Raw genomic sequence first — 25218 nt, 5'->3', positions numbered from 1 at the left:
TCAACGCCCCGCCGCTCTTAAAATATCATAGATCGTTTCACTAAATACACGGCCTGGAATTTTACCCAAAGGGATCGATTTGTTATCTGCATAATAATAGTGCTGTCTTTTGCCGTTTGGTTTGAAGAAGTGCAGGGATTCCAGCGTAACATCTTCCATCCCTTCATAATACGTAATGCTTGTGCCGCTGAATTGAAGCTCGGCAACAATCTCTCCATACTCTTTGTAAAACTCATTGAACCAGCCGCCGTCCTGCGCAGGACCTTTGATCCAGCCGTATTTCTCCAGCGCTTTCGGAAGAGCTGTTGGTGAGAATTCATCTTCTGGAAGACGATCATATTCCGTCTTATCCTGTTCCTCCTCCTCAATCAAGTGAACTTGACGTTTCAGCTGCTCAAACGGCTGTTTGACCTCATAATCCTCCAGCTGTGTACTCCAGCCCTCAAGGGTCTCCTGATCCAGTTCAAGCGGATGCACCAACCCTACCTGAGCTTCTGATGGCAGTTCGGTTTCATCCTCGTCCACCGTATTGAATGTACCATCCTCCATGTATCGGAACGTACGAACCAGCTCACCGTTCTCATAAATTCCCCAGATCAATCCTACAGCGAATTTCTGCATGATCACATTGTCCACAAACAGGGATGTCCATTCTTCTGCTGTCCAGAGGCGCTGCTTTGATAAGGATTCCTCCAGACGAGCAGTCTGAATCGTAACCATCGTTTTAAGGTCCTTCTTCAGTTGAGTGAAGCGCGTCTTGGATTGTGCTGCAAGCTCAGGATCATCCTTTTGTGCCGGAGCAGGCAGACTTTTCACCGCTTTACCTGTTTCTTCGTTGATGACAACAACCTGCAGGTCCGCATTAACTTTAACCTGGAAGGAGCGTTCGCCGTAGCTGAGCTGCAGTGTTCCCTTTTCATCAAAACCAAGAGAAGTAACCAGCCGATCTTCAAGCTGCTCAGCCGTTAGTCCCATGTTCTCCGCAGCGAGCTGCAGGGCCTCTTCAGCTGCGCCCTTAACTTGACGGTTCTTCACACTGCGTTTAACTTTATCAATCGCCATAAGTGCGACTGGTTCTTTCAGATATGCAAGCACCTTCACGGCCTCTGCTGCAATTGCACCGCGGCTGTTCTCTGTCCATTCCTTAATCTGCGGAGTCAAAATATGAACAATCTGAATATCACCGAAGAGTGCGGAGATATACATCACCCATTTCTCCTTGGCAGGTGCACCATCCTGAATCCACAGCTGCAGCAGTTCCGTTGAGAAACGAATAAGCGAAGCTTCGCTCACATATTCTCTAAGTTCATTTAACCGCTCATTTGGTCCAGACCCATGATCAATCGACTGCAGTAATATATACTGTTTAATACGATCATCTAAAGGCTGACCATCCGCGGATCGAATCAGAGACGGAAGCTCTTTAAGAGGTAACCAGCTGATTCGGGACATTTTCTTGGCGTCGGCCAAGTCGGCAAGTGCTGCATGCGCATACTCAGGACTCAGCTCAGCTGTATCGAGCAGAATCTGAATCAGGTTTTTCCACTCTCCCGCCTTCTCGTTCTGTAGAAGCTCCATGTACAATTCCCTGCTGTTCTCCAGACTACGGACCGCTGTCAGCGCCATTTCCTTAATTGAAGCCTTTTTCTCGGCACGATAAATCATCATATACAATTCTTGATCAGGAACGTGGTTAAACGCAGCCAGGGCGATACTGTTAGCCCGTTTGGAGGCATCCTGCAGACCTGCCTGAACAGCTGCCACCAGTTGTTTCTTAGGGATCGCATCCCGCTGCTCAAATGCCACCTCCAGCGTTAAAATACGCGTATCCGTTGGCAGCTTTTTATACTGTTTCAACGCATGCTCCAGATTGTGCTGCAGAATACGGCGATACTCGTCCTGAGGCATCGATTGATACGTATAATCCGTCATGCCATTCAGGGAGATCAGACTGGTCAGCAGCTGCTCTCGTTTGACCTGGGGATCATCTCCGTACCTGTTCAAAATCTGCTCCCCGCTAAACGCATACGAGTGATACATATCCGATATAATGTCCAGCGTCCATTCCGGATGGGTGAGCAGAATCGCAAAGCGGTGCATCGGGTCTGAATCGATCGGCAGGAAGCTGATGCTGATCAGATTGTTAATCCGTTTTCGGTCCCGGTTAACATGATTGAACAATCCGCGGCTGTCCTTATCCGCCCAGTACTCTTCGAGTGAATATTCACCGCTCAGATATCGGGCAATGGCCAGTCCTTGTCTCCCGCCTTCCAAAGGTTGGCGCAAAACGCGGAATACAGCCTCTTCTATTGAACTTTCGGGATGAAGTAAAGTGATGTTCTGATCCAGCATCATCTTCTGAAAACATAATTTCAGGAATGGCGCTTTGACAATCTCATAAGCCCGCATGGACTTCTCAGGCTGATTAGCCACAGCCGCCTTAAGGATACTCCATGACACTCTGTATGAGTTCAACTCAATCTGCATTAATTCGATCAACTGATAAGGCTCATCCAGCGGCACCAGCCCAGCCAGCAGATCATCTTCACTTCTTGAACGAGGATTCATGCTGAGCAGATATTTGCGAACTTCCATCGGATACAGCTCATGCAGGTGCTGCACGACTTTCATAAGCTCTTTGCCAACCTCGCTGACATTATCCAGAAACCGCTGCTTGCCTCCGCTAATATTGGTCAGGTACAGCACTGCACTGCTGATTAACACCATCGTCTGATGGAAAACGGCATGTGAAACATGATGTTTTGCTGAAAAAGTAATCTCAGGATAGTGGCTGGCAATCAGTTCACTGCGTTTCTGCTTAAGGAATTCCTCTCCAAGCAGCTGCGTTGAACTGTTTTGTTTTCCCTGCACACTGCCTGCAATTAATGGTTCGATCAAAGCATAAAGTTCTTTATGAAGCTTCTCGGCATCATTAGCCATCACATGCTGGAACAGCTCGGGCAGCAGGGCGCTGAGTTTCTTGATCTCGTCTTTATTCGCAAACTCAACATCTGGATGCGAACACAGATTTACGAGAATCAATGCATCAAGAACATCTCTAAAGTTCCCCTGACTATCTGCTTTTTTCGAATCAAACAGCCATTGTGCCCGCTTCACACGACTCTTAAGCTCGGAGAGAAGCTCTTCTTCGCCAGCAAATTGTTTCATTTTCTTCAAACGGGATAACAAGGCACCCATCCGGTCCGGACTCTTGCTTTTCCCGTTTAATCCGTACGCCTCCGAATCTTGGCCAAGACAAGCTGCGAATGCATTAACTCCCCAAGGACTTCTTCGGAAATAATTCGACTCCAGATGCATCGCAACAGCACCCGCACGAAAAAAAATATCGCCATCCTCTTTCTTGCCCAGCTTTTCCAGCGCCTCTACCGTACGATAGACGTAATGACTCGTTTTACCCATCATTTCAGGAAATTTATCCGTCACACCCATGACATAATCAATAATCTCGGAACTGCGGTCCGTCGTGAGTGAGTAGTCATCTGAACAGATGGAAGCAAACTTTTCTACCAAACTCTCTACTGCGCGGTCTGCGGTAAGCATCATATATTCCTCCTCTAAGTAACGTCAAAATAACGTTTGGACATCCAGCCTTCAATCTCTACCCTTTAATCTGATATTTCTCAATGAATAAAGTAAATTCAGGTAATAATTTCTCCAATCCATTCGGCAAGCTCGTTAGGCGTAATTGCGGCTACGTGTGCCCCCATGTTGGCCAGCGTCTGCGCAGCATGTTTGTTATACACCGAATCTCCGTTGAAATCGAGGGCCGTGAGCACCAACAGCCTGCATCCCGCATCAAGAATATCCCTGCATGCTTGATACATCTGATTGATCGGATAACCTTCTTCCAGATCGCTGACCAGAATATAGATCGTTTTGCTCGGATTCTCAATCAGTGTCTCTCCATAACGCAGCGCTTTGGCAATATGCGTTCCTCCGCCGAGTTGCACATTCATCAGCACATCTACGGGGTCTTCCAACCGATCGCTCAAATCTACAACCTTGGTGTCAAAAATGAATAATTTCGTCCGCAGCGCGTTCAAACGGTAAAAAATACTCGCCATAACGGAACTGTAGATCACCGAATCCATCATGCTGCCGCTCTCATCCACACCGATGATGATGTTCCACTTGTTGTGCTGCTGTATGTTCCCGTCAAAATAAAGTCGATCAATGACAAACCTTCGTTTCTGTTTATCATAATTTTTCAGATTGCGGGTAATCGTACGTTTAAAGTTCAGGCTGCGCAGCGAGCGCACCGAACTGGATGCGTACCGACTGCGTTTTCCCATAATGCTGGCCCGGGCGTGAGACTCCAGCTTCCTGCGCAAATCCTCAACCACCGTTCGTACAATATCCTTGGCACTTCGGAGCACGTCTCCTTTCATTCGCCCTTTGAACTGCATAATATTTTTGAGAAGATTCATATTGGGCTCAAGAGACTCCAGCAGCTTTTTATCAGTTAACAGCTCTGTCAGTCCGTAGCGATCCAGCGCCTGTTTCTCCAGAATTTCAACGGTTGATTTTGGAAAAAGATCACGGACCTTGTGCAGCCAATTGGGAACGGTAAGCTCGGATGGACCGCGGCCGCCTTCTTTTCGATATCCCTGCTCCTCTCCGTACTCACGGTTGTACAGATAACCCAGAATCTCATCCAGTTCCTTATACTGAAACTCGTCTGACTGGTACTGATCGGCTTCACTTAAGCCTTCTTCGGCAGCTTCACCAAGAATCAGGCGCCACCGATTCAATGTTTCCGCAGCACTTCGTTTTTCCGGTGATGACAGTTCTGTCTGCGTTTCGTCCGGCCCCTGTCGGGTTTCATTCAATGTTTCATTCATATTAGCTTCCATGCCGCAAACTCCTTTCGAAGCGCCTCATCCTGCGTTCTGTACTTTATGAGCAGCTGCTCGTCCAGTGCAGGAATCGCCATCTCATCCGGCTTCACCTGATGAAGCTTGGCTGCACGTTCGGCAATTAGACTTGTTTCCATCGGCGTAAAATAAGTAAAAGCGAGGCGCAGCTCCGGAATCATTGCAATAAAATCATCATAGGATAACTGTTCTATTAGGCTGTTAAGCTCGTAGAGCAGTTCATCTTCATATAAGAAAGCATCCCGTGCTGCCGTAAATACGCCCTGTAAAAATAAAGCCGTCTGACGGGTCTGTTCAGGCGTACCGCGGATATACCCTCTGGCACGCTCCACAATCTCGTCCCGGGATCGATCTCCAAGTCCTGAGGCAATAGCGATACAGACACCTTCAAGCTGGGCAGGAAGTTTCGAATCGGACAGAAGTTCATCCAGATGGGTCCGAAATGCCGTATCCTGGAATCGCTCTTCCGATGAATCGGCCAGCATAGCCAGCAGCTTCAATCCCTGAATAATGCCCTCATGCTCATCCGCATTGGTTCTGGACAGCTGCTGCAGCTTGTCCACCGCATTACTGTAAGCTTCTGACACCAGGTCCGAAAGATGCGGATCATCCGATAAACCGAGCAGTCTGCGGTGCTGATGAATCCGGTTCAGAATCGTTAAGCTGCTGCACAAGGACAAGAAATGACCATCTGTCCGCAGGGCAGCCCGAACTTTGTCGTACAAATGCAAGGCCGTCTCCTGAAGACCCATTAACAGTGCCCGCAGCATCAAACTGGCAAGTTCACCGCTGTGATGGTCCGGTATGTCCTGCATCTGCTCTTCCATTTTGCGAGCAGCGGCTCCTGCAAGCGTACCGCCATATAGAGAATTTTCAATTAATCGCGCTTCAATGCGTGAGGAGTACATGTACTCCCACGTTTCTCGAACCAGATTCATGTCACGCTGTGCAATCCAGTCCGGCCCTGCCTGACGTTTCGCAAATTCGGGAACGAGATAAGAAATACATTGGAACAGCTGACTGAGCAGCCGGTGTTCCGGTTTGGCGTAGAGGTCCAGCACCTTTTTATGCTGTCCTGTCGTACGAATCTGAAGTTTGAACGCTGTACAGCGCGCTTTAAAGTCCTCCACGATTGGAATATGAAAGGCATTAGGCGCAACGCTTCCGATGGCATCCCCGGTTAACAGAAGCTGCAGTTCCTGCAGCGGCTTGTCCGTGGCCAGTGTCAGTTCCCCTTTGATAAAGGAGGAGCGTGCCGCATCCATCAGTTCATAGACTCCGCCTTCCCGCTTGCCTCTCAGCTGTGCCAGACCTTGGATCATGCTGTAAGCTTCGATCGCATCACTCGTAGATACATGTTCTTCGCTATCCCGCAGCCTGCGCATCAGCTTGGATAATACCTGCAGCGTAGTTACACGATAAGGAGAACTTGGGGAACGAAGCAGCTGACCCCAGATTTGATCGTAAAAATACACATAAGGCATACCGCTTGCATAACCATTCAGACGGTCGGCTTCGGCAAACGTATAGACCATTGGATACATCTGCTGATGTACATCTGCTGTATCTGTGGCAGCCTTCCGGGTTGACCTGCTCATTTTTGCTTCGGCAGGAGGTAGATCGGACTTCTCCAACGAGTTGACCCTAGCGATGTTCTTCTTGGACTCCGTACGTACTTTCAGCTGATCTTCCTCTTCCTGCCTTATCGCAGTCACTAAACCATACGTATGGAAACCTCCGGTTATAACAAGCACACGCTGATATTGCTCCTCGGCTTCCTTAATCCGTTTCATCATATGTGATTCCCTTAACAAATCACCATTTTCGATCAAACGGCTGGGCGTGTAACACATTCTGGATAACGTACAATAGGTGAACACATCCCGTACAAATTCATACGTTGACTTCTCCAGACCCCCGATCTCAAACACCTTTTCCCACAACTCATCAAAACTGCGGCAGTTTGTTTTCTCGCATAATCGGTTAATGAAGTCTGATCCGGCAAGCAGCGTTTCGTCCTGGATGGAGATTTCTTTCGGCTTCGTTTCCACCAAGCTTTCATTGCTTCTTGAAACATGCCGATAATCCAAATCAATAAACTGTGCCGGGATACCAAGTCGGTGAGCCTCTTTTAGCGCGACATACTCAGGTGAATATCGAAGCATCGGATAATAACAGGCTTCTCTTCCATGCTCATCCTCATAGGTATAATACAGACTGACCGGGGGAAGGGTGGCTTCATCCGTTAATACGGAAATCAGGGGGTTGCCGCTTTCCGGCCCTTCAATCAGAATGATATCGGGTTGGTACTCTCCGATTGCACGCAGCAGATGATGAGCACAGGCTGGACTGTGATGCCGTATTGGAAAATAAACCGTTCGTTGATTCAGATTGTACACACACGCCTCAAACAGAGATTGCAGTTGACTTAAATCCGCAGCATCCAATAAACCGTCAGCGTCAGCAGACTGTACCTGACCTAACCGATCCATTTTCTTTCCTCATAATAATGTTTCCAGATCTCCTCTTCCGCGGAGCGAGCTTTCACAATTTTGGAAAAATAGTTTTTGAGAATGCTTAGATCCTTGTCATTTTCCTTTGCAATCGTTCCCAGCATATTTTGCACCAAACGATCCAGCGCAATGGATTTCCCTTCGTAGTAATGAGATGTCATCGCACTCTGCACATATACGGATACCGCCTCTGCAGTACTCATGGACGCTTGCGGTGTATCCAGCTTATAACCTTCACGTGACATCCCTGTACGCAGTTCCATAAACGTCGTTGCAAGTAACTCCACAACGTCGGTTTGTATTTCAATATCAATTCCACTATGTAATAACAGGTTTCTCGCCTGGGATTCAATGATTTTGGCTTCCATCTTCACATTTTGGATCGGCTTGATCGTTTCAAAATTAAAGCGGCGTTTGAGCGCCCCGCTCATTTCATTCACACCTTTGTCCCGTATGTTCGCGGTAGCAATAACATTGAAACCTGGTTTGGCAAAAAGTACACCTCCGTCGAGTTCAGGAATACTCATGACCTTATCGCTAAGTATACTGATCAAGCTGTCCTGTGCTTCGGCCGGACATCGCGTAATCTCCTCAAAGCGGGTGAGGATGCCTTTTTTCATCCCATTATATAAAGGAGAAGGCACAAGAGCCGCTTCCGATGGACCTTTGTCCAGAAGCATGGCATAATTCCAGGAGTACTTAATCATATCTTCGGTGGTTCCAGCCGTCCCTTGTATCGTATTCAGGCTCGTTCCGGAGATCGCAGCTGTCAGCAGCTCACTAAGCATCGTTTTGGCCGTACCCGGCTCTCCTACCAGCATTAACCCGCGATTCCCTGCCAGGGTAACAACCGCACGCTCAATTAACACATCATTTCCATAAAATTTACGCGTAATGTTGATTTTCTCTCCATCCAGCATCGCTGGCTGCTCCCGTCCAATAATAAAATCCCGCACATAGGCTGGAGATAACAGCCAGTTAGGCGGCCGATGACCCTGATCCTCCTGCTGTAACGCCCGTAATTCGGCCTCGTATAATGTCTCGGCTGGCGGTTTAAGCATCTCCATTATTGACGATGTCTCCTCTCGTATAAACAGATCGTATGTTCCTATTTCTCTTATTTTATCATAGCCTTCATCCACTCAGCCAAAAAACGAGCAAAAATGGTTGAAACGTCCTTCTTATCTGCACTTCTATCTAAGTCCAAGGACTTACACAGCCGCACAAACATGAATTTTCTATCCGCTCTTCATATCAAATCATGTGATTTTTTCACCCGTTACAACGTATTCATCTTAGGCATATGTATCTATCTAAGTATGTTACCAGCTGCACGATTGCAGAGAAAAGACACTACAAGTCAATAAACAATACACTATAGGCTTTAATCACACCTACATAAAAAAATTGCAAATTGCACAGGCTCCTGGGAGCCCGTGCTTCATCTTCTGAATTCAATTACATTCTGCGTCCGCACGAAGAGGAATAGAGCTCGTACCATTCATATCGCGTCAGCTCCACCTGAGCCGCATCGCGACAGGCCAGAATCCGTTCCGGACGAATGGAACCAATCACGGGCTGAATGCCTGCAGGATGTTTCATAAGCCAAGCCAGTACGATCGCTTCTGGTGTTACACCACGTTCTTTGGCTATGCGGGCCACCAAATCTGCCGTTGGTTTAATCTCGGGCCGCTGGCCTTCGACAACGCGCCCTGTGAACCTTCCCTGAGCAAGAGGACCCCAGGCCTGCAGCTGGATATGCTCTGCCTGACAGTATTCCATCGTTCCATAAGGAAACACATTCTCTTTTGCCTGCGCGCGGTTCACCGTTACTCCTGCTTCAACAAAACCGATCTTATCCAGGCTCATCTCCAGCTGATTAACGATAAACGGTACGCGGCTGTACATTTGAAGCAGGCGAATTTGTTCGGCGCCCATGTTGGATACGCCAAAATGTCTTACTTTTCCATCCTGATGCAGTTTCGCCAGCGCTTCTCCAATCTCCTGCGGATGGGCAAGCGGATCAGGACGATGCAGCAGCAGAATATCAAGATAATCGATGCCCAGCCGGGATAAAATACCATCCACACTCTCGATAATATGTGCACCTGAAGTATCATAGCGCTGTGGACCTTCGTCATCTCCTGCCAGCCGGATTCCGCATTTCGACTGAATGATGATCTGTTCACGAAGTCCTTGGATATCGGACAGTACCCGCCCGAATACATGCTCAGCTTTACCGCGTGTATAGATGTCTGCAAGATCGAAGTGACGAATACCGATCTCCAGCGCGGCTTCTACCGCCTGCCGACCTTCGACCACCAAATCATCTGTAATGGGCTGACCGTCCCAGTCCCCTCCAAAGCGCATACAACCCAGGACCATAGGGCTTGTCGGAATCTGATGATCATGCAAAGGTAACTGTCTATAAGACATAACCGTCCTCACCTCTTTTTCATTTTTCAATTTGAAAGCGTATTCTTCATTCATCTTGATTCACTCTTTTCTTTTCTGGAAGTCCTGCCTGTATTCCTGCAGCAATCGGGTTTTAGGACCGTGAATCCAATTTCCATTCTTTGCTTATCACCTAAAAAGAGGGTAAAATACGATCAAGCCATAGGAGAGGAGATTACACATTTGAATCCGAATGAATCCAATGACACTTCAAGCTCCAGTATTTTTACGGCATCCTTTACTCACAACCCCTATCCCGTCTATGAAAAATTAAGAAAAGAGCATCCCGTCTTCAAGGTCATGTTCCCTAACGGTGAGTTTGGCTGGATGATATCCAAGTATGAGGACGCGGTTCAAATCTTAAAAGATAACCGCTTCAGCAAAGACATGGTCAAACGATACGGAGCGGGCAATCAGAGTATTTTCTCCAGCAACATGCTGTTCTCCGATCCGCCGGATCACCGTCGTTTGCGGGGTTTGGTACAGAAGGCTTTTACGCCTAAACTAGTCGCAGATATGAGAAGCCATATCCAGAATATCGCGGATGATCTCCTGGACAATCTACCTTCACAGGACACAATGAATCTGATTGATGACTTTGCCTTTCCGCTCCCTATTATTGTCATCAGTGAAATTTTAGGTGTTCCGGTGGAGGATCGTGACAAATTCCGGATGTGGTCGAACACCGTCATCGATGCATCCACGACCAAGAGTGTCGAACTGTTTGAGCAGCATGAACGGGAGTTCACCGAGTATCTGACCGCTTGGTTCGCCAAAGTGCGAAAAGAACCCGGACAGGATCTCATCAGCCAGCTTGTCATTGCCGAAGAATCCGGTGACCAGTTAACCGAAAGAGAACTTCTTGGCGTTGTTTCTCTACTTATTATTGCCGGACATGAAACGACTGTAAATCTTATAGGTAACGGTATTCTGGCCCTACTGGAACATCCGGAACAGCGGGACTTGTTAGTTCAGCAGCCTGAGCTGATTCATCAAGCTATTGAAGAGATGCTGCGGTATAACGGGCCGGTGGAATTCAGCACTTCTCGCTGGGCTTCCGAGGATATTGAATTCCGCGGACAGCAGATCGCCAAGGGAGACCTTGTGATCGTTGCGCTGGATGCAGCCAATCGGGATGAAGAGCAGTTCCAAGACGCGGACGTGTTTGATATTACACGTGAGAAAAGCGCACATTTAGCTTTTGGCAAAGGCATTCATCTCTGTCTTGGTGCACCGCTGGCCCGTCTTGAAGGAGAGATTGCAGTCAGCACGCTGTTAAAGCGTTTCCCCAACATTAGACTGCAAAAGGATGTCGACACCTTGGAATGGAGACCGGGCATGGTCGTACGCGGCGTCCAAGAACTCCCGGTACAGCTGAAATGAGCGGCTTCTTGCTCGTTGTTCTGCTGCTCATCACTCCATTATTATGGTCCAAGCTAGGGAGTCTGCAGCGTCAGGTAGATGAATTGAAGACAGAGGTGGAGGGGCTTCGGTACGGTTCATCCGGCGATACCCATCGTTTTGGTGTAAACAGCACCTCTTCTGCACCAGATGCTGTATCCTTCTTTCCTTCTTCTGATAGCAGCACGATGTCTCATCCTACAATGGATCGTGAGTTAGAGCAGGAACTGCTTACCATGGTACGCAGCGGGAACAAAATTAAAGCGATCAAAACATTGCGTGAAGCCCGCGGCCTCTCTTTAAAAGAAGCCAAGGATCAGGTGGATGCACTGGACAAATAGTAGGCCAAACGAGCCCTGGAAACGATTCTAGCGGCTCGTTTTTTTGTGATGATAAAGAGACTGTTAACGCCTTTCTCACAATCGGCAGTATGACAGGCTGGACTGTATCCAATGCAAAAAAGGGACCTGCAGCGAAATACACCACACAGCCCCTCTTCTTATTTCTTAATCAACCATATGTGTATTTTATAAATCCTTATTGTGCCGTCACTGCACCATCAATCGGATATACAGCGCCATTAATGTACGGAGCCTCATCTCCAAGCAAAAAGGACACCAGATTCGCGATCTCTTCCGGTTTGCCCAGACGCCCCGATGGAATGCTGTCTACCGTAGCCTGGAATACTTCCGGATTGTCTTTGCCAAACTGAACAACCATCGGTGTCTCTATAGTACCTGGGGCTATAGCGTTGACACGAATGTTATCCTTGCCATATTCAATTGCTGCTGTGCGGGTCAAACCAACAACGCCGTGTTTGGTTGCCGCATAAGGCGCAACCGCCGGTACACCCACGATACCTGCTGTAGAAGCCGTATTTACAATAGCGCCTCCGCCTGTTTTGAGCATTTCAGTGATGACATATTTTAGTCCGTAGAACACACTTCTCAGATTAATGTCGATAATCTGATCAAACTGCTCAATGGTATGTTCAATCAATTTGATTCCCGGTCCGGCGATCCCCGCGTTGTTAAAGAACAGATCAATCCGGCCAAACTCTTCAATTGTCTTTTTCACATAATTCTCGACTTCGTCGGCCTTACTTACGTCTGCCTGGACAAAAATAGCTTTACTTCCCAGCTGCTCAATCTGTTTCACCGTCTCAAGCCCTGTTTCCTCGATTAGATCAACGACAACGATTGAAGCGCCCTGCTTCGCAAGCTTCAGCGCTGCAGCCTGACCTAATCCACTGCCTGCTCCCGTAATGATCGCTACTTTTCCTGTGTGACTCATGATGATCTCCTCCGATATGTGTCATGTGTGCTTGTACCAATTCATTCATTTGCTCGGCTTCACATGTATGAAATGATATAAGCCAGGAAGGATACCTTCCTGACTTTACCTATTCTAAGTAACATTCGGTTTGAAAACAAACCCAATTCTTTGAATCTATTTCGTTTTTTGAATCCTTCCTGCATCTATCACGGTTACCCATGCCCTATCGAAGCAGGTTCGTTTTGGCAAGCTCAATCAATTCATCACCGCGTCCGTTCAGAACAGCTTTCATCATCCATAACGTAAAACCCTCAGCTTGTTTTATATTAATCTTCGGAGGCAGCGACAGCTCTTGGCGATTGACCACCACGTCGATCAGGACCGGCCCATTGTGCTGCAGCGCACGATCAACTGCCCCTTCAAGCTCTGCAGGGTCTTTCACACGGATTCCCTCAATGCCCATCGCCTGAGCAACCATCGCAAAGTTGGGATTCACAAGTTCCGTACCGGATTCGAGGAATCCGGCTGCTTTCATCTCCAGTTCCACAAAACTGAGTGCGCCATTGTTAAATACAACCACTTTTACTGGAAGGTTATGCTGTTTCAGCGTGAGCAGATCACCCATCAGCATCGCTAAACCGCCATCACCTGATAAGGAGATGACCTGCCTTCCAGGTTCAGCAACCTGAGCGCCGATCGCCTGCGGCAGTGCATTTGCCATTGTTCCGTGATTGAATGAACCCAGTAATCTGCGATTACGGCTCATTTCAATATAACGAGCTGCCCATACGGTAGGGGTACCCACGTCACAGGTAAAGATTGCATTTTCTGCAGCAGCATCACTGATCACTTTGGTCAAATACTGTGGATGAATCGGTTTTTTGCCTGGTTTGCCTACGGCCAGCTCGTCCAGATCCTCACGAACCTTGGCGTAGTGTTTCACACTTTTGCGCAGATGTTTATCACTATGTTCCGTCGTCAGGTAGGGAAGCAGGGCTTCGAGCGTTGCCTTGACGTCTCCGCACACACCATAATCCAGCTTCGTACGCCGGCCCAGATGTGAGGTTTGAATATCCACCTGAAGTACTGTGGCATCTTCCGGGTAAAACTGGCGATACGGGAAGTCTGTTCCGAGCATGAGCAGTACATCACAATCCATCATGGCATGGTATCCCGAGGAATATCCGATCAGCCCTGTTAGTCCCACCGAATACGGATTGTCGTATTCCAGGTACTCTTTGCCACGAAGGGCTATAACCATAGGGGATTTCAGCCGGTCACACAGCTCCAGCAGCGGTTCACGTGCCCCGGCACACCCGGCTCCGCAGAGAAGTGTAATCTTTTTATCCTGATTCAAATATGAAGCGAGCTTGGCGAGTTCAGGCTCAGAAGGATGTACGATCGGATGTGGTGCGTGGTACACATGTTCAGGAACAGGCAGATCAGCAGCTTCAAGCCCGGCAACATCACCTGGCAGCACAATGACAGACACACCGGAACGGGCAACCGCTGTCTGCATTGCCATGGTGAGCGAACGCGGCATCTGTTTGGCGGTTGTAATCACTTCGCAATAATGACTGCATTCCTGAAACAGATACTCTGGATGAGTCGCTTGAAAATAATCGCTGCCGATCTCGTCACTCGGAATATGAGCAGCAATGGCGAGTACCGGCACTCGATTGCGGTGGCAGTCATATAGTCCGTTGATCAAATGCATATTACCCGGCCCGCTGCTGCCTGCACACACGGCTAAGCTGCCGCTGACTTGAGCGTCTGCACCAGCAGCAAAAGCAGCCACTTCTTCATGCCGTACATGAATCCATTCTATCTTGCCCGACTTGCGTATGGAGTCGAGGACTGCATTTAAAGAGTCTCCAACTATGCCGTATATCCTGTGTATACCTGCATTGAGCAAAGCTTCAACAAGAACATCTGCAATCGTTTTTTTCATGATGCACAGTCACTCCTTCGATATGTTATTTTGATTAGGTTACCTTCCCGTGAATATACCTATTCTTATACCCCAAATTTTTGAAAATCGAATCAAACTCATATGTCATTTCAAGTATATGATGATGACAACCGATACAATAATTTCATTGAACATCAAAAAAAGAAAATCAAAAAAATCCGTTTGCCTTGAAGGCAAACGGATAATCTTATAAAGGTGCGCTTTATATCCTACTTTACATGCTCCAGAGAATCCCGATAAATCAAAAATACGATATCTTATGACTAATTCAGATTGCTGGCATAACATTTCCGCCGCTTACAGGGATATACGCTCCGGTAATAAAGGAGGACAGATCCGATGCCAAGAACGCAACCGCATTGGCGATTTCTTGATCCTCTCCTCTGCGCTGTAATGGCACGGTCCGAGTATAGGCTTCATCCTGCCCAGGTTCACCTGCTCGATCCCGTTCACTGATTGTCCAACCCGGAGCTACCTGGTTCACCGTAATCTGATACGCGCCAACCTCCTTGGCTAAAACACGGTAGACACCATCCATACCGCGTTTTCCGGCACTGTACGCCGATTGGTGGGCAAAATTCTGCATCGCACACTCGGTATTAATCCCGATAAAACGACCCGACTTCACCTGCTGCATATACGGAATAAAAGCTTTGGCCAGATATACACTCTGCATCACACAGGATTCGAATTGACTTAGATAGTCCTCAGGTGCCTGCTCCAGCACAGTGGTCCATTCGTATTGAATGACTGCATTAGCAACGACAATGTCTACACCACCCAGCTTGTTCTGGATTTCATCCCGTATCCGAAATGCCGTATCCTGTTTGGTAATGTCACCCTGTACAATGACGGCCTGACGCCCCATTGCTTCGATCTCGCCTAACAGTTCATTCGCCTTCGTTTCATTGTTTATGTAATGAAGGGCCAGGTTCGCGCCGCAAGCAGCAAGTGTACGAGCAATGATTCTACCCAATTGTCCGGTTGCTCCAGTTACTAATGCCGTTTTCCCCGTTAGATTCAGCTGCATTGCAGAGATCACCTCCTTATGGATTCTACCTGTTTAGAAGCTTCCACGGAAAACGATTTCGATTAAACGATAGAGGAAGATGCTTTCCTAATGCTATTTCTGCAGACTCCTGCAATCATCAATTTGCACGTTGTTCCATCAAATCGATTTCCTGAAAACGGCTGACTTCCTTCTCCCAGCGCTCTGCGACATACTGACGGTGTACGGGATGATCATTGTAAGCATCATACGCTTCCTGATCTGCAAATTCCATGGAAAAGCCGTAATCAAACTCGTTCTTTGCACTCACTTGACGCAGGACTCGAAAATGTTCAACACCCGGAATAACCGCAAGCGCTTCCTTGCTTTCCTTCAAAAAAACCTCGGCCTCCTCGGTATCCTTGCCTGCATAAAGGGTAAATGTCACCATATGTGTAATTCTGCTCATTTTCTGTTTCCTCCTCCACTAAGTTCAGACTCTGTACTAGTTTACAACTGAATCTATTGAAAGCGCAATAATTGGCTGCCTGAACTCAATCGATACAGCTGTGTGGAGACACAAAAAAACCCCAGGAATCATCTCCCGGGGTTTTCCTGTCATCTATGGACAAACTAGTTTTTGAGGTTGTATTTACGGTTGAACTTATCAACACGTCCACCGATGTCCACGTTTCTTTGTTTACCAGTGAAGAACGGGTGGGATGCAGAGCTGGTGTCTACACGAATAACAGGGTAAGTGTTACCGTCTTCCCATTCCATTGTTTCGTTGGAGAACTTCGTGGAAGAAGCAAGGAATTTGAAATCAGCACTTGCATCGTAGAAAATAACGAGCTGTGTCTTAGGATGGATGTCAACTTTTGGCATAATCTATTTACACTCCTTTAATATGGGTACTCCCTAGAATCAAACTAAATTTTATTATACTCTTTTTTTGCACGAAGTACCAGCAGGATTTAATGAAATGACAAAAAAATTATAATCCATGCGATTGGGCAGCTGATTGATCCGTTACGCTGGGCCTTTCTCCAGTACATGAAGCATGTATTCCAGCGCCTCAAGCTCATCCATTCCTCTTGTCTGTAACCGGACAACACTGCCATTCCGAAGCGGAAGCAGGGCCATGCCCAGAAGACTCTTCACATCTACACGATGTTCGTGTTCAGACTCCGTATAAGACAATAATATATCTGAGGAAAAACGTGACGCCTGAGAAGATACCGACAACAGCTCATCCCGATGAAAATCCGCGTGAATCATAAACTCATGTGTTCTCACAACCTTCAGTTCCTTTCGCCGAGTTCTATACACCTTTAACGGTGTGTTTTCATTTATATAACAAAATCAACATGAATTATACCATGTGCTGGCAGCTTGTCCATGGCTTTTATGTGAAAAAGAAAAAAACTTCGTTTGAATTAGCAAAAAAGTCCAGTACACATTAGTGTACTGGACTTCCTTTGATTATTTTTCACATTCCGTTCGGGTAAACCATCACTTTCAGACTGCCGCTTTTATTGTGAAGCGCCCGTTCCATAGCCTGCTGGGTCTCCTCGAGCGTATATCGATCTGTGATCAACGACATAACATCATGCTGCCCGGAGGCTAGAAAGGCAATCCCTGCCGGATACGTGTTCGCATAACGGAATATGCCGTAGATATCCACTTCATTATCCGCAATAAACGGAACATTGATAGCAATCTCATCCTGTGCGGGCAAACCTACAATGGCAAGTTTCCCACCTCTGCGCAGCGAGTAAAGAGCCGACTGCAGCGCTTTCGGATTGCCAGCCGTCTCCCAAGCTGTATCCACCCCGATGCCTCCAGTGATTTCCTTAATCACTTCCATTGCATCCTCATGCCGTACGTTAATGGTATGTGCAGCGCCCATCTTACGGGCAGCTTCCAAACGAACCTCCTCCAGATCCGTAACAATGATCGTCTGTACGCCGAATGCCCTGGCTGCCGCTACAGCCATCAGTCCGACGGGTCCCATACCCATGATCGCCAGCGTTGTACCAGGAGCCAGTTTACTGCGGCGTGCTGCATGAATACCCACAGAAAACGGTTCATTCATCGCTGCTTCCTCATACGTCAGATGATCCGGGATCGGGAACGCCATATCTTCCCTGATCGTCATGTACTGGACAAAAGCTCCGTCTACCGGAGGTGTCGCCAGAAACTGAACCTCTGGACACAGATTGTATCGGCCCTCTTTGCATGCGGCACAGTGTCCGCATGTCACTCCAGGCTCAATCGCAACCCGATCACCCGGTTTCAGACGTGAAACGTCTTTACCTACTGCTGCAATAACACCAGCGCATTCATGACCCAGAATAATCGGTTTCTCAACAACGAATCTGCCAATGCGTCCATGTTCGAAATAATGGATATCTGAACCGCAGACACCTACAGCCATCACTTTTATGAGTACTTCATTGGCTGAAGGTCTGGGAACAGGCTGTTCCTCAATAGTGATATGTCCTGGCTCTGTCATGACTGCAGCTTTCATCAATTCTGGCAGGTCAAGCCCTTGTTGATTCATACGGCATTCTCCTCCTTGTGCAGATCAGTGCTGTGTTTGGCTTCTAAAGAAAACGCTGCGTACTCTGTACATTATTGTTATCCATCACAAGATATTTCTTGAATATTTTCCCAGATGAGACCATTGATCCAATAACTTTCTTAAAAAGAACTCGTTTCGTTCTAATAGATCCTGCGCGACTGCTCATCCTGTATTCCGCTCTTACGGTAGAAATACGTGTTGATCATGTCACGCCATTCCTTGGCATGTTCCGCCTGCTCCTCCTGCCTTGCAGCAACCGTGTTAAAAATAACCGGGTCAATTTTACCTTCCAGTTCTCGCCATGTCTCCGCTAATGCTTCAGCCTGTGCAGCACCTTCGAAGTGAGTATCGTAGATATGCTGGATAACGGTCTTTCCTGAATGCAGGACATGCGTATATGGAACGTGATGGAAAAAGAGTATTAACTCGTCAGGACACGTCTCCAATGACTCATATCGGTCAGCATTCTCAGGGTGATACTGTGAGGTATACCCTGTTCCGCTCTTCACCGTCCGATCAACCCCGATTCCGTGACAGTCAGCAAAATGATACGTTCCCCATTTGGAATACTCGTAACCGTCCACATTAGGTCCGTAATGATGATCCGGATTTACCATCCAGCCGACACCAAGGGGAGCCGTGTAGTTTTCGTAAATATCCAGTGAAGACAGCAGCATACCTGTAATTCGCTGAACAACCTGCTCATCATGTCCAAATGTTAATCTTACCCACTCATCTGCAATCTCTTCTGCTGAAAGTTCAGGATTCCATCCCAGTCTGCCGTACCCGTAAAGATTGGCTTGAGCAAGCGGATGTCCTGTCCAGCAGGCATCCGCACCGATGTTGGACACAGCGGCAAATCCACTGTACGGCCGCTGATAGAGTGAGCCGTCTGCAATGCGTTTGATTTCGGAGCCTTTGCCTTTGGCATACGTGTCGAAATCCAAAATTTCCTTCCACTGAGGCACCAGATAAGCCAAATGACGCTGCTGGCCCGTATATTCCTGTGTAATCTGGAATTCAATCACCTGGTTCGTATTCTCCATTGCCCCGAACAGAGGTGACACGGCTTCCCTTACCTGGAAATCCATCGGTCCATTTTTGATCTGCAGAATAACGTTATCCGCGAACCGTCCATCCAGCGGTTTGAAGTGATCATAAGCCGCACGTGCCCGGTCTGTGGAACGATCACGCCAATCCTGTTTACAGTTGTAAACGAAACAGCGCCAGATCACTAATCCGCCAAACGGACGCAGTGCTTCGGCTAACATGTTGGCACCATCTGCATGATCACGGTTATACGTGAACGGACCCGGGCGATTTTCGGAATCAGCCTTGATCAGATATCCGCCGAAATCCGGGATCGCTGCATATACTTTGGCTGTCTGAATGTTCCACCATTCCCGCACCTGTTCATCAAGCGGGTCGGCCGTCTGCAGTCCGCCAACCTCAATTGGACTGGCGTAATTGGCACTAAGGAATAAACGAATACCGTAAGCTCTGAATGCAGCCGCTACTTTTGCAACATCATCCAGGTAGCGTTCTGTCAGAAACAAGCTCTCTTGCTTGTGCACATTCACGTTATTGATCGATATTGCATTAATGCCGCTTGAAGCCAGCAGCCGTGCATAATCTCGAATTCGTCCTATATCCTGTGTAAACTCTCCGTTATCGTAAAAAATGGAACGTCCGGCATATCCCCGCTCGATACTGCCGTCCACATTATCCCACTGATTAATCATTCGCAGCTGATTCACAGGCTGTTCTGTAATATCGATCCGCGTTGCTTCCCCATGAATCGTGGAATCCGCCATAACCGTTTCGCCCTGCTGCAGCGTCAGCTCCCGAAGCAGATGGAAGACAGCATACAAGACGCCTTGCGGCGTTTCTGAACCAATCACCAGTTCACCGCGTGATTCATCTTCACGAATGATGAAACCTTCGCCATGCACCGCGGAACGTTCTGCCTCGGAGAAAGAATGGGCTGCAGTGTCACTTCCTGCCCACGTGCCCAAGCGGATCGCTGGCCCGCCTTCATTCTCTTCAGCATTCTGAATTTGAGAATTCCAGATTGCAGGCTGTACACCGTATAACTTACCGAGTCCTTGCGAGAGCTCGGTAAGTGCTGTCTCAATGACCTGGTGCTGTTCCTGTACCTCAATCCGTTTGCTCCAGAGAGGAGCTGCCTTTCGTGCAGCTCCGTTCGCTCCTGGCAGTGCAGCATGATAACCAAGCCATGCTTCATATTGGGGACCCGACAGACTAGATTGAATGGTAGATTGACTCATTGTACAGCCTCCTTAATTGCATATATTTCAGCCAGTTGATTCCCTTTTCCCTCAAGTAGCCACAGTATTGAAGTTACGCCGCGTGGATAATATTTGCTGCCCACAGCCACACCGGACAAGATCTGGTCACTCCAGCACCAGTAGGATTCCTCCGGGTGAAGCAGCCATTTCACATGTGCTGCGTCTGCTGCTTTTCCTGTCTCGTCCCACTCCAGGCCCAGAATTTCACGAGTAATGAATTGGGACAGGTAAATTTTGCTCAGCCAGGAGTTGTTGCTTGTGGAAGATAGTTTCCAGCCACCGTCTTCAAACAGACATGTTCCTGGAACAAGGACCGTTTTCAGATGCGTGTGCAGCGCCTTCATATATGGTCCGAACCGGCCGTTGACATCCAGAGCGGCTTCACAGCCCGTAAAATAAGGGAATACCAGACCCTCGATAGCCGGAATGATACGTGAATCATTATTTTCTGCGATAACAGCCGGAATGTAGCCTCCGTCTGTCAACTGAGCTGCAACACTGGCCGCGCAGCGATCTGCTTGTTTTCCTGCCTGATGTGACAAATCAGCCAGCTTCTCTGCTGCAAACAGTTTTTCCAGTGCAACATATACAGCCCAGCATTTACCGGCAAGATAGATGTTGTTACGGGACTGTCCGAGGGATACGTCCAGACTGTCATAGGTAGTAATCTCAGCACCACCCTGTGTACGACTGCTGTCAAGCCCCATCAAGCCGTTGCGTTTATCCTCTTCAGGATGGTCACGGTTAAGCATGCTTTCGAAGCATTGTTGAATGATAGGCAGCATCTCTTTGACGAAAGCCTGATCCTTCGTTTGTTCAATGTATACCGTCGCGCAGCAGAGCCAGTTTACCAATTCTTCATGACTCATCTGCGAGAAGCAGTCATCGATACCTACGAGTTCGTAAGCAGAGTGGCCTGGACGGGAAAATACGTTGGCAATACCCATGTCATGCGTAAACGTAATACCGCCCGGGTACAGCTTCTCTTCTCCCGGAAAACGAACCTGATCCGTATAGCTGTAACGCTTCACAAACCACTCCAGTTCGTTGCGCACTGTCCATGGATTAAGAGCAAGCTCAAAGTACAGCTGGTCTGCAGTCAGATCCAGCGTATTCATCATCCGGTACTCCCCTTCGTTTACAATCCAGAGCGGTTCGCCATCGGCTTCGAGCAGTTGTGTGCTCGCGTAATAGCTGTGAATGGAGTGAGCCAGCATGAATGACTGGTCCTCGCTGAGCGCTGCTGTTCCAAGGCGCTGATCTACTTCGGCACAGGATGCGGTTAATGCGTCAAAACGGTTCAGAGCGTACTCTCCCGCTTCCAGAATATCGGCAAAATATCGCGTGTACCAATACGTGGTGTCCATTCCGGTTGTTACAATGCCGCCCCGGTAGAAACATACCGCGAATTGGAATGTCCGTTTCTCACCTGCTGGTACTTCCATCAGCAGTACAGATGCAGACCCCAAACCAAAAGCCAGATTGTCCCGGTGTTTTTCCTCCAGAATCTTCTCCAGCGTGAATCCGCGCGCCGGCCAGAGTCCTTCATTTTTGGACACAATCGCGGTCAGACGACCTTGTCCAACCCCTGTCAGTGAGCCGCCTTCTGGTCCGCCAATCAAACGCATCGCAGCATATGGATCACTGCCCTGATAACCGAAATAACCTTTCCGCGTTTGCTTACCTTGACTGTTATCGATGGTCATTTCAACCAATACAGCGGGTACAAGGGCATCCATCAGTGCTTCCCGATCTGCACTTGTTGGATCTGGAACAGAACGAACCGGTGAATAGATGCGAAACTTCAGATCACCTGCATTCCACGTATCTGTACCTGATGTGAACTCACGCGTAATGTCTTCATCGCGAAATGCCGAGATCAGCGGTTGTGAACCTGCATCTGATGCCTGATTTCCGTTTTCCAGCTTCTCCACATCATAACGGCTGCTCTCATCTTCACTTGCTTCGTAAAAAGGAAGTGCCTGATAGTGCTCTCCATCCCGAGCCTGTAATCCGATATATACATTCTGGTCCGCCGGCTTGCCAAGTTCAAGACCCAGCCCTCCTTTTGCACCTTTGTAACCCAGCGTGAAACTGGCAAATGCACCAATTGGTGCGTGATGTGCATTGTAAAAAATGGATTTGGATGTACTCATCTTTAATAACCTCTCTCAGATTAAGATATGCATACGTTTTCATTAGCCCCATCCTATCACGCACTGCCCGTCCAGACCATGAACAAATCAATCGGATATTTACCCAAATCAAGCTGGAGTATGGTAGAATATAAAGCGGTTACACTTTATTTATAATTGAAGGAATTTGTTCTGAAGACCTACAAACATGAATGGACAGAAGGAGGAATTCGAATGTCTTCCACCTATTTACCTCCCGATTTGGGAGAAAGCGTACATGAAATTTTTTATCCAGATGTACAGACTACCGTCAATCTGTTCGCCATTCATCTGCGCAGTGTAGGAGCGAATTGGGACTACCCCGCGCACGAGCATCCTCAGTATGAGCTTAATTATGTAACAGAGGGTGTTCAGTATATGACGATAAACGGTACTTTATATGTGCAAAATACGGGCGAACTGCTCCTGATTCCTCCGGGAAGCGTACATTCCAGCCAGAGCCGAAACGGACAGGGGTTCACCTACTTCTGTATGCATTTCGATATTGATGATCAGCTGTTCCTTTCCCTGCTGGCTCGAATCAAACAGATACTGTTCAGCGCAGACAATCCGGTCACTCTGCAGATCGAGCCCATACTGCATAAGCTGATGTCCTCTTCACACGGCCAATCCGCCAGCGCGATGGTGCAGCGCATGCAGCTGCAGTCGGCGGTATTCGAACTGTTCGGACATTTGTGGGAGACGGTCTCCCAGGAAGCAGCTCAAACGTTTACAGACGGATACGAGCGGATTGAACTGGCTCATCAGATTCGTACCCGGCTGCAGGGGTTGATGAGTCAGCAGTTCAAGCAGGGACACGAATCCGACAGTCACTATGGCATCGACGATATCGCTGCTGAACTGGGCATTAGTCCTTCGCACTGCAATCGCGTGTTCAAGCAGGTGTTTGGGCAGTCTCCGCGTGCGGTTTTGTCCCAAATGGTGCTGCATGAAGCCAAAGTTCTGTTGGGGAATCCGCAGCTCTCGGTACAAAATATTGCGGTTATGCTCGGTTACAAGGATATTGCCCATTTCAGCCGTCAATTCAAGCGCTGGTCCGGTATGTCCCCTTCGCAATATAGACAGGAACAGCCTGCTCTGGAGTAATTCCAGCAGCAGGCTGTTATCATTGTACCGTTATTTCAGCAAACGTTTGATCAGCTTCAGCTTGTTCTCGTAAGGCGGGTACAAAACGGGCGGGTTAAGCTTGGTACTTTTTTTCAAAATACTCTTCATATGAGAGAACGTTTCGAAGCTGTACCGTCCATGATACGAGCCAATACCGGAATGACCCACACCCCCAAACGGCAGACGCGGATTGGCTACATGTGTAATCGTATCATTAATACAGCCCCCGCCAAAGGAAACCTCGGTTAACACTTTATCCTGAACGGCTTGATCAGAAGTGAACAGATACAAAGCAAGCGGCTTCGGACGTTTTACGATTTCGTTTACAGCCTCATCCAGATGACCATAACTGATAATCGGCAAGATCGGTCCAAAAATCTCGTCTTCCATCGCAGCCGCGTCCCACGACTCGGCATCAATCAGTGTCGGCTCAATAAAACGGTCTCCTTCATCAGAAGCCCCTCCATAGATGACCTGATTTCGATCCCGCTCAATCAGAGTGGTCAGGCGTTTGAAGTGTGAATGGTTCACGATACGCCCGTAATCCTTGTTTTTCTGAATGTCCGTCCCGAAAAAGGTGACGATCGCAGCTTTCATCGCCTCAATCAAGGGCTGCTTCACGCGTTCATGTACGAGCAGATAGTCAGGTGCAATACAGGTCTGCCCCGTGTTGAGCAGTTTACCCCAGATAATCCGTTCAGCCGCGACTTGAATATCGGCCTGTTCATCGACGATGACAGGACTTTTTCCGCCGAGCTCCAGCGTAACAGGAACGAGATTTCGGGCTGCGGCCTGCATCACAATTTTCCCCACCGGCACACTGCCCGTGAAAAAAATATAGTCAAACGGCGCATGAATCAGCGCGGTGGTTGTATCCTTCGCCCCTTCCACTACATGCACATATTCCGGTTCAAACACCTCAGCAATTAACTCACGTACAGCGGCAGATACCGCTGGCGTATTCTCGGATGCTTTGAGCACCGCCGTATTGCCTGCTGCAATCGCCCCGACAAGCGGTTCAATAAGAAGCTGGAAAGGATAATTGAACGGCCCGATAATCAGAACGACGCCATAGGGTTCTGGCATGATATAACTTTTGGAGCCGAGCAGCGCCACTTGTGTTTTGACCTTCACAGGTTTCACCCACTTTTTGATTTTACGAATGGTGTGTGAAATGCTGTCCAGCATAAAGCCAATCTCCGTAGTGTAGGATTCAAATTCGCTTTTGCCTAAATCCAGATATAAGGCCTCGATCAGTCTGGATTCATATTTCTGTATACCTTCTTTTAACCGAGTCAGCCTCTCAATTCTGGTTTCTGCCGATCGTGTGGTTCCTGAACGAAAAAACTTCTTTTGTTTATCCAGAATTTCCTGCACATCTTCTGTAGTTAGTTCTTGAAACTCACTCATGACGGGTATGCTCCTTTGATTAGATTTATAGATGAAACGTTTAAACTGACGAACCTATAGAGGACATGCCTAGGCATGTTTATGATTCTCAATACAGCCGTTCTATCTCTTTATA

Annotated in this window: 18 protein-coding genes; 3 read left to right on the top strand and 15 right to left on the bottom strand. The window is 48.0% G+C overall.

The window, feature by feature from the left end; all coding sequences use genetic code 11:
• From ABXS70_RS10410 to ABXS70_RS10390, 5 genes are all read right to left on the bottom strand, one after another.
• Nucleotides 1-3564 (bottom strand): DUF4132 domain-containing protein, encoded by a 3564-nt coding sequence (locus ABXS70_RS10410; RefSeq protein WP_366295626.1) that lies wholly within the window; start codon nucleotides 3562-3564, stop codon nucleotides 1-3.
• 95 nt (nucleotides 3565-3659) lie between these two features.
• Complete coding sequence (locus ABXS70_RS10405; RefSeq protein WP_366295624.1) at nucleotides 3660-4874, bottom strand: VWA domain-containing protein; 1215 nt, start codon at nucleotides 4872-4874, stop codon at nucleotides 3660-3662.
• The gene (locus tag ABXS70_RS10400) at nucleotides 4859-7387 is read right to left on the bottom strand and encodes a DUF5682 family protein (RefSeq protein WP_342551293.1); all 2529 of its coding nucleotides are present in this window, start codon (nucleotides 7385-7387) and stop codon (nucleotides 4859-4861) included. The genes ABXS70_RS10405 and ABXS70_RS10400 overlap by 16 nt, the downstream gene beginning before the upstream one ends.
• Nucleotides 7375-8475, bottom strand: coding sequence for an AAA family ATPase (locus tag ABXS70_RS10395; protein ID WP_342551294.1), 1101 nt, complete (start codon nucleotides 8473-8475; stop codon nucleotides 7375-7377). The genes ABXS70_RS10400 and ABXS70_RS10395 overlap by 13 nt, the downstream gene beginning before the upstream one ends.
• Before the next feature lie 391 nt (nucleotides 8476-8866).
• Nucleotides 8867-9844 carry an aldo/keto reductase gene (locus tag ABXS70_RS10390; protein WP_342551295.1) on the bottom strand — a complete coding sequence of 326 codons (978 nt, stop codon included), beginning with the start codon at nucleotides 9842-9844 and terminating at the stop codon, nucleotides 8867-8869.
• A 201-nt stretch (nucleotides 9845-10045) separates the two neighbouring features.
• Here ABXS70_RS10390 and ABXS70_RS10385 point away from each other — a divergent pair, with 201 nt between their 5' ends.
• Nucleotides 10046-11245, top strand: coding sequence for a cytochrome P450 (locus tag ABXS70_RS10385; protein WP_342551296.1), 1200 nt, complete (start codon nucleotides 10046-10048; stop codon nucleotides 11243-11245).
• Nucleotides 11188-11604, top strand: a complete 417-nt coding sequence (locus ABXS70_RS10380) for a ribosomal protein L7/L12 (protein WP_366295621.1) — start codon at nucleotides 11188-11190, stop codon at nucleotides 11602-11604. Before ABXS70_RS10385 ends, ABXS70_RS10380 begins: the two co-directional genes overlap by 58 nt.
• A gap of 196 nt (nucleotides 11605-11800) precedes the next feature.
• Here the strand turns inward: ABXS70_RS10380 and ABXS70_RS10375 are convergent, their stop codons facing one another.
• From ABXS70_RS10375 to ABXS70_RS10335, 9 genes are all read right to left on the bottom strand, one after another.
• Nucleotides 11801-12556 carry a glucose 1-dehydrogenase gene (locus tag ABXS70_RS10375; RefSeq protein ID WP_366295619.1) on the bottom strand — a complete coding sequence of 252 codons (756 nt, stop codon included), beginning with the start codon at nucleotides 12554-12556 and terminating at the stop codon, nucleotides 11801-11803.
• Between the two features lie 205 nt (nucleotides 12557-12761).
• Nucleotides 12762-14489, bottom strand: a complete 1728-nt coding sequence (gene poxB / locus ABXS70_RS10370; protein WP_366295617.1) for a ubiquinone-dependent pyruvate dehydrogenase — start codon at nucleotides 14487-14489, stop codon at nucleotides 12762-12764.
• A gap of 289 nt (nucleotides 14490-14778) precedes the next feature.
• A complete protein-coding gene (locus tag ABXS70_RS10365; RefSeq protein WP_342551300.1) occupies nucleotides 14779-15540 on the bottom strand; it encodes an SDR family oxidoreductase in 762 nt (253 codons plus the stop codon).
• A 118-nt stretch (nucleotides 15541-15658) separates the two neighbouring features.
• The gene (locus ABXS70_RS10360) at nucleotides 15659-15967 is read right to left on the bottom strand and encodes a Dabb family protein (protein WP_342551301.1); all 309 of its coding nucleotides are present in this window, start codon (nucleotides 15965-15967) and stop codon (nucleotides 15659-15661) included.
• A gap of 164 nt (nucleotides 15968-16131) precedes the next feature.
• On the bottom strand, nucleotides 16132-16383 hold the full coding sequence (locus tag ABXS70_RS10355) for a type B 50S ribosomal protein L31 (RefSeq protein ID WP_090916418.1): 252 nt from the start codon (nucleotides 16381-16383) through the stop codon (nucleotides 16132-16134).
• Nucleotides 16384-16527: 144 nt separating this feature from the next.
• Nucleotides 16528-16794 carry an HPr family phosphocarrier protein gene (locus ABXS70_RS10350; RefSeq protein ID WP_366295614.1) on the bottom strand — a complete coding sequence of 89 codons (267 nt, stop codon included), beginning with the start codon at nucleotides 16792-16794 and terminating at the stop codon, nucleotides 16528-16530.
• Between the two features lie 193 nt (nucleotides 16795-16987).
• Nucleotides 16988-18061 carry an NAD(P)-dependent alcohol dehydrogenase gene (locus ABXS70_RS10345; protein ID WP_342551303.1) on the bottom strand — a complete coding sequence of 358 codons (1074 nt, stop codon included), beginning with the start codon at nucleotides 18059-18061 and terminating at the stop codon, nucleotides 16988-16990.
• Between the two features lie 161 nt (nucleotides 18062-18222).
• Entirely contained in the window at nucleotides 18223-20370 is a 2148-nt protein-coding gene (locus tag ABXS70_RS10340; RefSeq protein ID WP_342551304.1) for an alpha-glucuronidase family glycosyl hydrolase, read from the bottom strand.
• Nucleotides 20367-22547: a glycoside hydrolase family 52 protein gene (locus ABXS70_RS10335; RefSeq protein ID WP_342551305.1), complete on the bottom strand. Its 2181-nt coding sequence runs from the start codon at nucleotides 22545-22547 to the stop codon at nucleotides 20367-20369. Before ABXS70_RS10335 ends, ABXS70_RS10340 begins: the two co-directional genes overlap by 4 nt.
• Before the next feature lie 213 nt (nucleotides 22548-22760).
• On the opposite strand from ABXS70_RS10335, the gene ABXS70_RS10330 reads away from it, so the two are divergent.
• Entirely contained in the window at nucleotides 22761-23672 is a 912-nt protein-coding gene (locus ABXS70_RS10330) for an AraC family transcriptional regulator (RefSeq protein ID WP_342551306.1), read from the top strand.
• A 30-nt stretch (nucleotides 23673-23702) separates the two neighbouring features.
• On the opposite strand, the gene ABXS70_RS10325 is transcribed toward ABXS70_RS10330, so the two are convergent.
• Complete coding sequence (locus ABXS70_RS10325) at nucleotides 23703-25103, bottom strand: aldehyde dehydrogenase (protein WP_342551307.1); 1401 nt, start codon at nucleotides 25101-25103, stop codon at nucleotides 23703-23705.
• Between the last annotated feature and the right edge of the window lie 115 nt (nucleotides 25104-25218).

It is taken from the genome of Paenibacillus sp. AN1007, assembly GCF_040702995.1.
Lineage (GTDB): Bacteria > Bacillota > Bacilli > Paenibacillales > Paenibacillaceae > Paenibacillus.
The sequence above is the reverse complement of the archived record's forward strand: the minus strand, read 5'-3'. Positions and strand labels throughout refer to the sequence as shown.

Excerpts from the sequence above, each read along its gene's own strand:
- ABXS70_RS10365 (WP_342551300.1), bottom strand. The coding sequence starts at position 15,540 with ATGCAGCTGAATCTAACGGGGAAAACGGCATTAGTAACTGGAGCAACC.
- ABXS70_RS10360 (WP_342551301.1), bottom strand. The coding sequence starts at position 15,967 with ATGAGCAGAATTACACATATGGTGACATTTACCCTTTATGCAGGCAAG.
- poxB (WP_366295617.1), bottom strand. The coding sequence starts at position 14,489 with ATGAAAAAAACGATTGCAGATGTTCTTGTTGAAGCTTTGCTCAATGCA.
- ABXS70_RS10410 (WP_366295626.1), bottom strand. The coding sequence starts at position 3,564 with ATGATGCTTACCGCAGACCGCGCAGTAGAGAGTTTGGTAGAAAAGTTT.
- ABXS70_RS10345 (WP_342551303.1), bottom strand. The coding sequence starts at position 18,061 with ATGAATCAACAAGGGCTTGACCTGCCAGAATTGATGAAAGCTGCAGTC.
- ABXS70_RS10330 (WP_342551306.1), top strand. The coding sequence starts at position 22,761 with ATGTCTTCCACCTATTTACCTCCCGATTTGGGAGAAAGCGTACATGAA.
- ABXS70_RS10390 (WP_342551295.1), bottom strand. The coding sequence starts at position 9,844 with ATGTCTTATAGACAGTTACCTTTGCATGATCATCAGATTCCGACAAGC.
- ABXS70_RS10340 (WP_342551304.1), bottom strand. The coding sequence starts at position 20,370 with ATGAGTCAATCTACCATTCAATCTAGTCTGTCGGGTCCCCAATATGAA.
- ABXS70_RS10405 (WP_366295624.1), bottom strand. The coding sequence starts at position 4,874 with ATGGAAGCTAATATGAATGAAACATTGAATGAAACCCGACAGGGGCCG.
- ABXS70_RS10325 (WP_342551307.1), bottom strand. The coding sequence starts at position 25,103 with ATGAGTGAGTTTCAAGAACTAACTACAGAAGATGTGCAGGAAATTCTG.
- ABXS70_RS10400 (WP_342551293.1), bottom strand. The coding sequence starts at position 7,387 with ATGGATCGGTTAGGTCAGGTACAGTCTGCTGACGCTGACGGTTTATTG.
- ABXS70_RS10380 (WP_366295621.1), top strand. The coding sequence starts at position 11,188 with ATGGAGACCGGGCATGGTCGTACGCGGCGTCCAAGAACTCCCGGTACA.
- ABXS70_RS10335 (WP_342551305.1), bottom strand. The coding sequence starts at position 22,547 with ATGAGTACATCCAAATCCATTTTTTACAATGCACATCACGCACCAATT.
- ABXS70_RS10375 (WP_366295619.1), bottom strand. The coding sequence starts at position 12,556 with ATGAGTCACACAGGAAAAGTAGCGATCATTACGGGAGCAGGCAGTGGA.
- ABXS70_RS10355 (WP_090916418.1), bottom strand. The coding sequence starts at position 16,383 with ATGCCAAAAGTTGACATCCATCCTAAGACACAGCTCGTTATTTTCTAC.
- ABXS70_RS10395 (WP_342551294.1), bottom strand. The coding sequence starts at position 8,475 with ATGGAGATGCTTAAACCGCCAGCCGAGACATTATACGAGGCCGAATTA.